This window comes from Chloroflexus sp. MS-G (genome assembly GCF_000735195.1).
Classification (GTDB): Bacteria; Chloroflexota; Chloroflexia; order Chloroflexales; family Chloroflexaceae; genus Chloroflexus.
In genome coordinates this window covers 42,805-55,112 of sequence record NZ_JPIM01000015.1, presented here as the reverse complement: position 1 = coordinate 55,112, position 12,308 = coordinate 42,805, and the positions used below count along the sequence as shown (strand labels likewise).

Genomic DNA, 12,308 nt, shown 5'->3' with positions numbered 1-12,308 from the left:
TAGATTGTCAGGAATCTTGTTAACGCGACGGTAATCGACGGCACGGCGACCGTTCCACGAGCGGAAGACTGCGGCAATCGCAGCGCGCAACTGCTCGAACGGGTCTTCGGGAAAATCTACGCCGACGTCTTCTTTGATAATCGCCTTGAATTTTTCTGCCAGCGCGAGCAGTTCCTCGGTGGTCAGATCGGTATCTTGCCGTTGCCCGTGGCCTTTTGCCTCCTCCATTTCGTGCTCGAAGCGGTCACCGTCAACGCCAAGCACAATCTTGCCGAAGAGTTGTACGAACCGGCGGTAGGCATCGGCGGCGAAACGTGGGTTATCGGTAAGACGGGCCAATCCTTCACGGGTCTCCTGGTTCAAACCGAGGTTCAGCACGGTATCCATCATACCGGGCATCGAAAACTTTGCCCCAGAACGGACTGATACCAGCAATGGGTTGGACGGATCACCGAATCGCTTGCCGGTTTGAGCCTCGATGTCTTTCAAGCCTTCCAACACCTGCTCCCACATCCCTTCGGGGAACTGTTGGCCGTTCTCATAGTAGGCATTGCATGCCTCTGTTGTAATAGTAAAACCCGGCGGCACCGGCACCCCGGTTCGTGTCATCTCGGCAACACCAGCCCCTTTGCCGCCCAAGAGATCGCGCATTGAAGCGTTTCCCTCACGGAAGAGGTAGACCCATTTCTTTGTCATAATCTGGTTCCTCCCTAATGCGTCTTTTGTTGAAATCGTGATAGCTGCGCACGCTAGAAAGTGCTCCCTTCCCCGGAACAACTCGGAAGTAGTCTCAAAACAAATTTTTCAGTTGGCCGGTTTGGTCGCACCCCCATGGTACGACGCTGATCTAAGAACGCAATTGTAGATAACGCAACTATACCGCGCTGTATCGCAACTGTCAAAAGATGAGGACGATGTTGGGAATGGGCAGGCAGCCTATACCGAGCGCTAAGGCACGTCAACGTTTTACCAGGTAGTGATAGCGAAGAGGGGAATAGGTGGATACGTTGCTGCCTGCGACCTTACTGATAATGGGAGTGTGAATCTCAAGCCCGTCCGGTGACGTATAATGTTTTCAAAAAGAAAGGAAAAGCTAGCCTATGCAACTCGATTGGGAACGCATCCGATTACCTGTCGGTACGATACAGTTAAGGACCATCGATGCCCACGCTGCTGGTGAGCCATTGCGTATTGTGACTGCAGGGTTACCAGAACTTGTCGGCCACACGATGCTAGAACGGCGTCGCTTCATGCGCGACCACTTTGATTATATTCGACGGGCTTTGATGTGGGAACCGCGCGGACACTACAACATGTATGGTTGTGTAATCACACCTCCGGTAAGTGCCGAAGCTGATCTCGGCGTGCTATTTATGCACAATGAGGGTTACAGCACGATGTGCGGCCATGGCGTGATCGCACTGGTTACCGTGCTCGTTGAGAGCGGTGCGGTGAAGGGAAATGACCACCATGCTTCAGTGACGCTCGACACTCCCGCTGGGTTAGTTCACGCAACGGCAGATATTGAGCAGGGCCATGTGACAAGGGTGTCGTTCCGCAATGTCCCATCATTTGTGTACAGGCGCGATCTCGTCATCGATGTGCCAGGCTACGGTCAGGTCACATGCGATATTGCCTGGGGTGGTGCGTTTTACGCTGTACTTCCCGCGGCACAGCTTGGTTTGCGCGTTGAGCCGACACAAACGGCAGCACTTGTTGCGGCAGGCGAAGCGATCAAACAAGCCGTCAATGCCGTATTACCAGTTCAGCATCCGTATGAACCTGATCTGAGCTTTCTGTACGGAACTATCTTGACCGATAACGCTGAAGACCCTACTCATCACAGTCGCAACATCTGCGTCTTTGCCAATGCCGAAGTTGATCGCTCACCAACGGGAACTGGTGTCTCGGCACGTCTGGCAATTCACTATGCCAGAGGTGAGATCGAGCTTGATCAGACGATAGCCGTGGAAAGTATTCTCGGTCGGCGTAGTATCTTCAGTGGGCGAGTTGTCGCACAGACCCAGATCGGCTCATATCCGGCTATTATTCCCGAAGTGAGCGGGAGAGCTTTCATTACCGGTCGCAGTGAATTTGTCATTGATCCGCGTGATCCACTCGGTGAAGGATTCTTAGTTGATCAGGTTATGATGTAACTTTTCAAGGCAGGTTCTCGCCTCTTTGATCGGGAGGTGAGTCAGCAGTTTACGCTTCCAGAGTACAGGTGCATCGTCTATTCCCTTCTTACGAGGGTGTATTCAACCGACGTGAAATCAGGCAAATAATTTCATCGGCGCTCTCTTCAATCGATTTATCGGTAACATCAATCGTCGTCCAACCATTCTTGCGGAATGTTTGTCTGGCCCATTCCACTTCCTCGTGGGCTGCTTCGAGATTGGTGTATGTGCCACCGAGGTTGACACCCATGCGGCGTTGGCGCCAGCGCCGACGGGCAGCAATCTGCTCGGCTTCGACGATTAACCCGATCACTCGCCGTCGATCAATCTGAAACAAGGTCTCAGGGAGCGGAATATTGCGTACCAGCGGCACATTGGCGACTTTCCACCCCAACACTGCCAGATACATACTGAGCGGGGTTTTGCCGACACGCGAAATCCCAACCAGCACAATATCGGCCTGATGGAGTTCGTGTGGTTTGTTGCCGTCGTCATGGGCAACGGTGTATTCAATTGCCTCCAACCGTTCAAAATAGGTCGAACGGCGTGGTTGATACAACCCCGGCTTGCCAATCGGTTCTTTTTGCAAGACGGTCGCTAATCGTGACAGGACACTTCCCACCAGATCGATTTCGGCTACCCCCATTTCGCGGGCCAGGCGCATCAGTTCACGTCGCAGCACCGGTTCCATCAGCGTATGTAAAATCGTGCCATTGTTTTGGGCAGCCTGTGTTACGACTTCGGTAATCTGATTCAGATCGCGGACATTAGGCACGATGATGAGTGGAACTTCAGCTCCTTCAAATTGGGAAAGTGTCAGGCGAGCAACCTGTTCACCAACCGCGCCCGCACCACCAGACACGATATAGAGGGGTGGCGCCGTTTGAGAGTTTGAGAGTTCGCTCATTCGCAAACGTTTCGTAATCTACAAATGGTCGCTTGTTCGGCACAATGACTCGTAGACGAAAGGGTATAGTTATTGGTATGATACCACTAAACTAGCGAGCTGCGCAGCGGGAATGAGGTATGGAAATCTTTTCAATTGACGGTGCACAGATTCATGCGATTGATGTCGGGCCGCGTCATGCGCAACTGGCCGTGCTCATTCATGGCTGGTCAAGTTCATCATTTGCAATGTCACCACTGATTCCCATACTGAGCCGTCGTTTCCGCTGTGTAGCTGTTGATCTTCCCGGCTATGGTGAGTCACCACCACTGCGTGAACGGGCTACCATTGGGCGATATGCGCAGATTATTGGTCGCCTGATCACCGGCTTGAGCGAGCACCCGGCAGTGTTAGTTGGTCACTCAATGGGTGGCATGATCAGCGCCACGCTTGCATTGCAGGTTCCGCAACTGGTTGATCGGATGGTCCTCCTCTGTCCAACCATCTCTGGTCGTTTATCGTTCTGGATCAATACATTCGTCTCACCGATCACGATGATCGAGCGTATTCCGCTCCTGGATCGGTTTCTTTCGTTGCTTGAACCATCGATGCTGTACGTCACCGATAGCCTAATGAAACCGGCGTCATTTGCCGAGCGTTCAGCAATCAGTGAAGCCGATTACTTGCGCCTGCGCGCTGATGCTCGCCGACCTGGGCAGGGTCGGGTACGGGCTGAATGTTTCGTTGCGATGCGCAATCAGGATTTAAGTGGGCGGTTACGTGAGCTTGAGACGCCAGCGTTAGTCATCTGGGGGGCAGAAGACAATACGGTGCCTTTGCGCGATGCTGGTGTCATTGCCGATGAGTGGACTTCTGCCGATCTCCGCATCATTCCGAAAGCGGGTCACTGGCCACATTTCGAGACACCAGAAGTGACAATGCGCTATATTGCCAGTTACCTGGGATTACCGTCAATTATCGGCGAACCGGATGTGTTAGTGCAACCGGCAGAAGTGACGACCCAGATCGCCGAGTTTCTCGCGAATTCGCAAATTGGTAATGGCTTAAACCTTGCGCAGCGTGTCCGGCTGGCGGCCCATTTAGAGCGCCGACGCTACGCACCAGGGACACTGGTGGATCGGACAAATCAGGAGTCAACCGATCTGTATCTGGTGCAAGAAGGATCATTAGAGATCTGGAGTCCGCCGATAGAAGGTGATCCCGATAGCCAGCGCTTGTTGATGACTGTTGTCAGTGGGCAAATTACTGGCGAGATGTCGTTACTCGATGGTGGCAGGCGGAGTGCTGATCTGCGGGCCGGTGAAGATGGGGTGACCCTGCTGGCATTGCGACGGGAACGACTACGGGCACTGGCTGAAGATGATCCTGCGCTCGGGAATGCGGTGCTGTGGAATATAGCCACTGCCCTTGCTTTACGATTACGCCTGGCTAACTGGCAACAACAAGGGTTGGTGCGGCAATTGCAGGTGCTGCGGCAGGAGGAGTTACAATAGTTTTGTCTAAAGCCAGAGCTGTCAGTTCGCTCGTCAAAGAGAAAAGGCACGATCCTATGGCAAAGTTAACGTATAAAACGGGTGAGCATTCGTGGTTGCAACAGGGGATTATGGTTGGTGGGGATGGGTTGGTCTTTCTGATCTTTGCCTTACTCGGCCGCAGTTCGCATGGCCTGGTCGGTGAGCATCCGCTGTTGGCAGCAGTGCGCGTAGCGTTCCCATTTTTCCTGAGCTGGCTGCTGGTTGCGCCGTGGATCGGTGTCTTTCGCCAACACCCGCCCTCGCGCATGATCAGGCTCACACTGCTAGCCTGGCTGATCGCCTTGCCGGTGGGTCTCGGTTTGCGGTGGTTTCAACTTGGACGGCCAAGCCCGTTCAGTTTTGCGCTGGTTACGTTCCTGACAGTGGCCATCTTGCTCGTGATCTGGCGTGGTGGCTACAGTTGGTGGATGACGCGCCGCACAGGGTGAACAGAAATAGTCATACCGACCACCACAGCGGGGTCTGGCAATCATAGAAAGAATAGGTGCAGGCGAACGATTAGGTACACCGGGGCGGGAAGCTTGGCAACCCGCCCCACGGAACGATCTAGGCAGCGCACTCATTTTTCAGCTACACACTTACCTCTAGTTCGAGCGGTAAGCGTTCATCGATCCAGTAGCGCAAACTGGGGTAACGCAGCTCGATTCCCAGATCATGGCGCATACGAGCGTTACTCAATCGCACCGAAGAAGTCAACGCCCCGATCACCGAGCGGTCGATACCGGCGCGGATACCGATGCTGGGATCAAAGGTGCGTGGCGGTAGCATACCGAGCCGACGACGTACCTCACTGACAATCTCAATCAGACGTAGAGGTTCGTCATCGCCAACGTTGTAAATAGCTCCGATCTGACCAACCTCGGCAGCACGAATGAGCACTTCCAGCGCATCATCAATGTGAATATGGGGAACAAAATTGCGCCCATTCCCATAAATCGTCAACTGACCGCTGGCAATCGCCTCTAGTGGATCGCGATCAGGTCCGTATACCGTTGCCATCCGCAAGATGATTGCTGGAAAGCGATACGCACGCACCGCTTGCAGCACCATCTGTTCGGCAGTGGCCAGAATCGTACCAAGAGGGTATGAAGGTGCAACCGGACTGTCCTCATCTACCCAACTTTCACCCTGATCACCGTAGGGGGCGATGCCCGACGTCCACAGATAGGTACGCACAGTGCGAGCACGGACAGACATCGCGATCAGGTGTTGGTTGCCATCAATGTACAGTGCACGGAGGAGCGCTGAGCCATCGATCAGCATCCGATTGGTGAGGTTGAAAACGACTTCTATGTCGTCGGTAATACCATCAATCGTTTCGGGGCGAGTAAGATCGCCGATCCAGACGGCCATTCCGCGAGCGGCAAGACGCTCAACAACCGGGTCTTCGGCGCTGGAGACAAGACCGCGCACGCGATGGCCGGCAGCCAGGAGGCGGGCAGCCAATCGCGAACCGATGTATCCCGCTGCGCCGGCAATCAGATAATTCGTCATACGTCACCTCGTCGTGTGGGGGCGGGTGACTTCGCTGACACCGCCCAACTTATAGCAGGCTGCACATCGGTAAGTGCGGTGCTTGTCTGTAAACGTGCAGCAGGTTAGTGTTCATTGTAACACCGGCAAGCGCGCATGGCTAGCGGAAATTTACCTGGCAAAAGGTGGGCAAAGAGTGAACGAACGATGAGGGATAGTATGATGGGTAGGCAAAGGCATGACCTCTGCCTCCCCATTGCAAGGTGCGGTAACGAAGGTTGTGCTTATCCTACGGGAGCCGCTCGTAAGCTGGGAGCGTCAAAAATTCAACAAACTCGGAGTCGGTTGTAATTTCATCAAACAGCTCGGCAGCTTCTTCATAGCGGCCATCTTCGTAGGCGGGGCCGAGAATCTCGCGTACTTTCGCCAATTCTTCAGGCAGCATCTGGCGGAAGAGTTCTACCGTAACCTTACGACCATCCTCGAGCACACCCTTCGGACTACGGATCCACTGCCAGATCTGGGCGCGCGAAATTTCAGCGGTAGCAGCATCTTCCATCAAGTTGAAGACGGGAACACAACCATTCCCGGCCAGCCAGGAACCGAGATACTGAATGCCAACATTGATGTTCAGACGCATGCCCTGTTCAGTAATCGGTCGTTCTGGCCCAAAGGCCAGCAGATCGGCTGCGGTCACCTGCACATCATCACGCTGGCGGTCAATCTGATTGGGTGTGGGCATCAAGCGATCAAAGACTTCCATTGCCACCGGTACCAGGCCGGGGTGCGCCACCCATGTACCATCGTGACCATCGGACGCTTCACGCTCTTTGTCAGCACGCACCTTCGCGAGAGCGGCTTCATTTGCAACTGGATCATTCTTAATCGGAATCTGAGCGGCCATGCCACCCATAGCGTGCGCACCGCGGCGATGACATGTCTTGATGGCAAGGAGTGAGTACGAACGCATAAAGTGTGTTGTCATCGTCACCAGGGCGCGGTCGGCCAGGCAGAAGTTAGGATCGTTGCGGAACTTCTTGATACACGAGAAGATATAGTCCCAGCGTCCACAATTCAGACCGGCCGAGTGCTCACGCAGCTCGTAGAGAATTTCATCCATCTCGAAGGCGGCGAGAATGGTTTCGATCAAGACAGTAGCCTTGATCGTACCACGTGGAATACCACGCAGCTCTTGAGCCAGCACAAAGATGTCGTTCCACAGTCGTGCTTCGAGATGGCTCTCTAACTTGGGTAGATAGAAATAGGGACCACCCTGGATGTCAATTGCAGTCTGGGCATTATGGAAAAAGTAGAGGCCGAAGTCGAAAATTGAACCAGAAATCGGTTCGCCATCAACCAGCATATGCTTTTCGTTGAGGTGCCAGCCACGGGGCCGTACAAACAGGATTGCCGGATTGTCGTTGAGGGCGTAGTACTTACCTTCGGGACTCGTGTAGGTAATGGTGCGACGGAGAGCATCACGCAGATTGATCTGACCTTCGATCTGGTTCTCCCAGGTCGGGGTATTGGCATCTTCGAAATCGGCCATAAACACCTTTGCCCCCGAATTGAGCGCATTGATAATCATCTTGCGGTCAACCGGACCGGTAATTTCGACCCGACGGTCTTCGATCTGGTGTGGAATCGGAGCGATCGTCCAATCACTCTCGCGAATATGGGCGGTTTCAGCGAGAAAATCGGGTCGCTCACCAGCATCAATAGCCCGTTGCCGTTCGGCGCGACGGGCGAGTAATTCGAGACGGCGGCCATTGAAGTGGCGGTGAAGCGTAGCGAGGAACTCGAGAGCCTCTGGTGTAAGTATTTCAGCGTATGCGGGTGTTATCGGCGCAGTAATCGTGACTCCGGCGGGGAGTGGTTGGGTGGTCATGAAACCCTCCTTTCATCATGCGGAAAACATTTCCGTTGGTTATTATACCAGAGAAAGAAACAGTCTATGTCGAGGTGATGTCAAGCAGGAAAAAAGGGAGAGAAGAAGCGATTGGGCGAACGAGGGATGCCGGGCACATTCCGCAGCACGAACCCTGGACTTCCAAAATGGGAATGCCCAAGACTCGTCGCTCAGGTCCGTCACCGACCGTCGGAGCGGCGTCTATACCCGATCTTCAACAGCGCTGACCGCATCATTGGCGCGAGAACGGGGGACTGACCATAGCCACCGCACGCTCCACAGGTTGCTCACTCCGCTCTTGTCTCTCTTCAATCCCACTACAGGATCAGGTAAAACGTTGAAAATCTCTGCAACCCAGGCAGATGGGCTTGACGGGTAACACGAAGAATGATAGGTTGTAGAACAAAAGTTCGTTCTTTCAGGAGGTGGATGATGAGTAGTCAAACCGTGATGACCACACCAATCGTCTACCCCGATAGTGATGGTATGCCGATGGCCGACAATACGAAACAATTCCGGGCAATCGTCACCATTCAGGGTAATCTCGATGCCATCTTTCGGGAACGGGATGATGTTTTTGTCGCCGGCGACCTGCTCTGGTACCCCGTCGAAGGTCGGCCTGACATTCGCCGTGCGCCTGATGTGATGGTTGTTTTTGGGCGACCGAAAGGTGATCGCGGTTCGTATCGCCAATGGGAGGAAGACGGAATTGCACCCCAAGTCGTGTTTGAGGTGTTATCGCCAAGTAATACGTTGACCGAACTGGCGGCTAAGCAGGAGTTCTACGATACATACGGGGTTGAAGAGTATTATCTGTACGATCCTGACCGTGGGGATATGAGTGGCTGGCAGCGGCGTGATGGGCGGTTACGAGTGATTCAAGAACTTGATGGTTGGGTCAGTCCGCGGTTGGGAATCCGGTTTGTTCGCACTGATCAGGGAATGCAACTGCACTGGCCGGATGGCCGCCCATTCGTCAGCTTCGTTGAGCTACAGGCACAAGCCGAGCAGGAACGCCAACGCGCTGAGCAGGAACGCCAACGTGCCGAGCAGGAACGTCAACGTGCCGAGCGCTTAGCTGCTCAACTGCGGGCACTCGGAATTGAACCGGCTGAGGAGTGAGTGCTGTCTCTTTGGATCAGTGCAGCATATCCGTAAGATGGGCAGGATGTCGTTCTAGTACTTCCCGGTTCGTGAATGGTAGAAGGAGCATAGCAGCACTATCCCGCTGTTATGATGGGTATAGTACATATACCGTCCAGCAGGGAAATGCTGCAAGCTACATCACGCTTATCTGAATATGGCTTCAGGCTCGTGGCGACGACATTTTCTCTTTCTCGTCCTGATCGTTGAGATCACGCAGAATATCGTCGTCACTAAGGTTGAGCGGTACCACCTTATCCCGCATCTCCGCCGGCTCCTCATCATCTGCAGGTTCATCCAACGGTGCGACAGTTGTATCTACTTGAGCAACGTACTTTTTGAGGGTCAACAATTGCTTCGCCAGAAGCGGCGCCTGTTCGGCAGTAAGTGCTCGTGCGAGTTCAACATCAAGCAACGCCGAGGTTCCGGCGCCAGGTAAGACCGTCGCACGTTTAACCGGTGCTCCGAGACGGGCAAGCGCATTAAGTGCCTTTCCAACAGCACGATTGTCATCGTGCAGATGAATACGCAATCGACTCACCGGACGACCAAAATTGAGCTTGGCTTCGAGCCATTCAAGTATCATCAGTGTGAAAAGAAAGAGAACTGTGCTGACAATTGCTAACCAACCTAATCCCGTTGCTACAGTCACACCAATACCGGCACATCCCCACAATGTGGCTGCTGTCGTCAGACCACGCACCGTCGTTCCGTGCCGCAGGATTGCACCAGCACCAAGGAATCCAATCCCTGAAACAACATAACTGGCAACTCGCAGTGCATCGCGCTCACCGGTTAGTTCGGGAAAGCCGTATGCACCCGCCATCGTTACCATACAGGCTCCTAAACCGACCAGAATATGGGGACGGAAACCGCTCGCTCGCTCGTGATTCGAGCGTTCGAGACCGATTAATCCGCAGAGGATCATGGTCAGAATGAGCCGAAAAATCAAGTCGAAATTAGCCGGTCCAAGTAAGCGCACTAACTCGATGACTACGTCTTGCATTAGTGTCTCTCCTCTACCTCGGAGTACTGCTATAGGCCACGACCTGCTGATACTATGCGAGGACCTCACGATTTTATGATAATCGATGATTTAACCCAACAATACCGAAAGTTGCATTCAGCAACGACTGAAGTGATTGCTTACGACCCAAAGTACAGCACTAATGACGGGCATGATGTCGTAACAAGTAGCAATTGCAGCGTTTCGATGACTAGAACTCTCTCTCGGAACATGGGTTCTGGCGAAATTCAGAACAGTTAACCGGCAGTGACGCATAGGATACGTGCAGGCAGTTTACCCTCCTGACACGAAGGTTATACAACGGTGCGGCATTATGCTATAAGAGCGTAATCAAAGATCGCGGTTCGTCGCCGCATCATACTGCCGATGGTCGTGCCTAGGCAGTGCCCACAAGTGGGCGCCGATGGGTATGATGCCAACCACGTGGTGCCGGACGCCGGAATGGGTACAGGGCAGGTGCAATGCTGAAACGGACGATGAACGGTAGGGGTGAAAAAATTTTTTTTCGCCCCTACTGTCCGTCCATCCCGCCAATCCCGTCCATCCGTTGACCCAATTGATACGGACGATGCAATGGGAACGATTGGAGCGACGATGTCAATACGATCACCCTGATTGGCGCCGCACCCACCAGCGACAGCGGATCACCATCATCCGATGACTGGATTGATCACTCGATGATTGCGTCGGATCGTATGTGACGAATGCCAGCACATCATATCGAAGTTTTTGATCAGGCTCTACCGATGTGTATCAGTATAAACCCGATAAACCTCATCGCCATAAAATCGAACGGCGTCATCCGCCATTCTCCGGCAACCGGAGCCGTCCCTCTCGTGCGTCATACTCAAACAGTTCGGCATAACGTCCCCATTCAATTGCAGTATCAAGGGTACGGGTAGCCTCTTCGGTACCCATAAAATCTTCCAGCTCCGTGAGGAATCTTTCACGGGGCGCACGGTGGTCGGGGCGTGTGGAGAGGACACGCCGGATGTGTGCTATCAACGGAACGCGGTTAATCAGGTGTTCAGCAAAGATCACTTTCCGTTCCTGAATATCGCTCCGGGCCAGTTTCACACCTTCCGGCAACAGGTTAATATCCCCCTCGCGAATCTGTGCAAAGCCCAGTAACTCGGCTGCATCGATAAGCGGGAACAGGTCATCCACGTCGAGTTGCATACCTGCAGCCAATGCTGGCAGATCGCCACGTCCCTGTCCTGAACCTGATTCTACCTGTTCGATGAGACCGATGATTTGCGCTACGTCTGCTTCCGGCAGACGCATTCCCAAGCTCGTATGCTCGCTCTCAACACCGACGGCGCCAACAACTGTTGCTATCGGGGTCGTCATTGCCCGATAGATTGTCTCGACCCTGGCGAGAAATGCAGAATCATTGCGATCACGTGGTCGAGGTAAATCAATCTGTTCGTTGCTGATGATCCGTCCGGGGTTGGAACTGAGAATGAGCACCCGGTCAGCCATCAGAACCGCTTCTTCAATGTTATGCGTCACCATCAGAATTGCCTGCGTCGGAATGAGCCGCGCTTCCCAGAGATCAAGCAGCTCGGTGCGCAGATTTTCCGCCGTCAGCACGTCGAGCGCTGAAAACGGCTCGTCCATCAGCAGGACGTCGGGGTTCGTCACCAGCGCGCGGGCGAAGCCGACCCGCTGGCGCATACCGCCTGACAGTTCTTTCGGGTAGGCGCTTTCAAACCCATCGAGACCGATCAGGTCGATTGCGGCCAGCGCCCGCCGACGGCGCTCCCCCTCTGGCACTCCCATCGTTTCCAGTCCCAATTCAACGTTCTCCAGCACCGTCAGCCACGGGAAGAGCGCAAAGGACTGGAACACCATCGCCATCCCTGGCATCGGACCGGTTACCAGTCGGTTGCGATAGCGTACTTCTCCGCTCGATGGTGAAATCAACCCGATCAGACAACGGAGCAGCGTTGATTTGCCGGATCCGGAACGTCCCAGGAGAGCGACAATTTCACCTTCCGCCAGGTCCAGATTGATGTTGTCGAGCACCAGCAGATCGTTGCCTTCGGGCGTTTTGAAGAGTTTATGCAGATTGCGGACGCTCAGGATCGTTTTCCCGACGCCAGCTGTCGTCTTCGGTATCAGGGTCGTCGCCATT

Annotated in this window: 10 protein-coding genes; 4 read left to right on the top strand and 6 right to left on the bottom strand. The window is 54.0% G+C overall.

Features of this window, described 5'->3' with window-relative positions:
- Positions 1–696, bottom strand: a 696-nt coding sequence (locus tag JE47_RS0104545; protein ID WP_031458607.1) for a PEP/pyruvate-binding domain-containing protein, incomplete at its 3' end; no start/stop codon positions are given.
- Between the two features lie 404 nt (positions 697–1,100).
- Between JE47_RS0104545 and JE47_RS0104540 the strand changes: the two genes are divergently transcribed.
- Positions 1,101–2,156, top strand: coding sequence for a proline racemase family protein (locus JE47_RS0104540; RefSeq protein ID WP_031458606.1), 1,056 nt, complete (start codon positions 1,101–1,103; stop codon positions 2,154–2,156).
- Between the two features lie 88 nt (positions 2,157–2,244).
- Here the strand turns inward: JE47_RS0104540 and JE47_RS0104535 are convergent, their stop codons facing one another.
- Positions 2,245–3,084, bottom strand: coding sequence for a pyruvate, water dikinase regulatory protein (locus JE47_RS0104535; protein WP_031458605.1), 840 nt, complete (start codon positions 3,082–3,084; stop codon positions 2,245–2,247).
- A 119-nt stretch (positions 3,085–3,203) separates the two neighbouring features.
- On the opposite strand from JE47_RS0104535, the gene JE47_RS0104530 reads away from it, so the two are divergent.
- Entirely contained in the window at positions 3,204–4,577 is a 1,374-nt protein-coding gene (locus tag JE47_RS0104530; protein ID WP_031458604.1) for an alpha/beta fold hydrolase, read from the top strand.
- Between the two features lie 56 nt (positions 4,578–4,633).
- Positions 4,634–5,047, top strand: coding sequence for a DUF3054 domain-containing protein (locus JE47_RS0104525; protein ID WP_031458603.1), 414 nt, complete (start codon positions 4,634–4,636; stop codon positions 5,045–5,047).
- A 142-nt stretch (positions 5,048–5,189) separates the two neighbouring features.
- Here the strand turns inward: JE47_RS0104525 and JE47_RS0104520 are convergent, their stop codons facing one another.
- The gene (locus JE47_RS0104520; RefSeq protein ID WP_031458602.1) at positions 5,190–6,113 is read right to left on the bottom strand and encodes an NAD-dependent epimerase/dehydratase family protein; all 924 of its coding nucleotides are present in this window, start codon (positions 6,111–6,113) and stop codon (positions 5,190–5,192) included.
- A 268-nt stretch (positions 6,114–6,381) separates the two neighbouring features.
- The gene (aceB, locus tag JE47_RS0104515; RefSeq protein WP_031458601.1) at positions 6,382–7,980 is read right to left on the bottom strand and encodes a malate synthase A; all 1,599 of its coding nucleotides are present in this window, start codon (positions 7,978–7,980) and stop codon (positions 6,382–6,384) included.
- Positions 7,981–8,433: 453 nt separating this feature from the next.
- Between aceB and JE47_RS0104510 the strand changes: the two genes are divergently transcribed.
- Positions 8,434–9,123 (top strand): Uma2 family endonuclease, encoded by a 690-nt coding sequence (locus JE47_RS0104510; RefSeq protein ID WP_031458600.1) that lies wholly within the window; start codon positions 8,434–8,436, stop codon positions 9,121–9,123.
- A 184-nt stretch (positions 9,124–9,307) separates the two neighbouring features.
- On the opposite strand, the gene JE47_RS0104505 is transcribed toward JE47_RS0104510, so the two are convergent.
- Entirely contained in the window at positions 9,308–10,150 is an 843-nt protein-coding gene (locus tag JE47_RS0104505; RefSeq protein WP_031458599.1) for an MgtC/SapB family protein, read from the bottom strand.
- Positions 10,151–10,969: 819 nt separating this feature from the next.
- Entirely contained in the window at positions 10,970–12,307 is a 1,338-nt protein-coding gene (locus JE47_RS0104500) for an ABC transporter ATP-binding protein (protein WP_031458598.1), read from the bottom strand.
- Position 12,308: the final 1 nt, after the last annotated feature.

Excerpts from the sequence above, each read along its gene's own strand:
- aceB (WP_031458601.1), bottom strand. The coding sequence starts at position 7,980 with ATGACCACCCAACCACTCCCCGCCGGAGTCACGATTACTGCGCCGATA.
- JE47_RS0104510 (WP_031458600.1), top strand. The coding sequence starts at position 8,434 with ATGAGTAGTCAAACCGTGATGACCACACCAATCGTCTACCCCGATAGT.
- JE47_RS0104540 (WP_031458606.1), top strand. The coding sequence starts at position 1,101 with ATGCAACTCGATTGGGAACGCATCCGATTACCTGTCGGTACGATACAG.
- JE47_RS0104505 (WP_031458599.1), bottom strand. The coding sequence starts at position 10,150 with ATGCAAGACGTAGTCATCGAGTTAGTGCGCTTACTTGGACCGGCTAAT.
- JE47_RS0104530 (WP_031458604.1), top strand. The coding sequence starts at position 3,204 with ATGGAAATCTTTTCAATTGACGGTGCACAGATTCATGCGATTGATGTC.
- JE47_RS0104520 (WP_031458602.1), bottom strand. The coding sequence starts at position 6,113 with ATGACGAATTATCTGATTGCCGGCGCAGCGGGATACATCGGTTCGCGA.
- JE47_RS0104500 (WP_031458598.1), bottom strand. The coding sequence starts at position 12,307 with ATGGCGACGACCCTGATACCGAAGACGACAGCTGGCGTCGGGAAAACG.
- JE47_RS0104535 (WP_031458605.1), bottom strand. The coding sequence starts at position 3,084 with ATGAGCGAACTCTCAAACTCTCAAACGGCGCCACCCCTCTATATCGTG.
- JE47_RS0104525 (WP_031458603.1), top strand. The coding sequence starts at position 4,634 with ATGGCAAAGTTAACGTATAAAACGGGTGAGCATTCGTGGTTGCAACAG.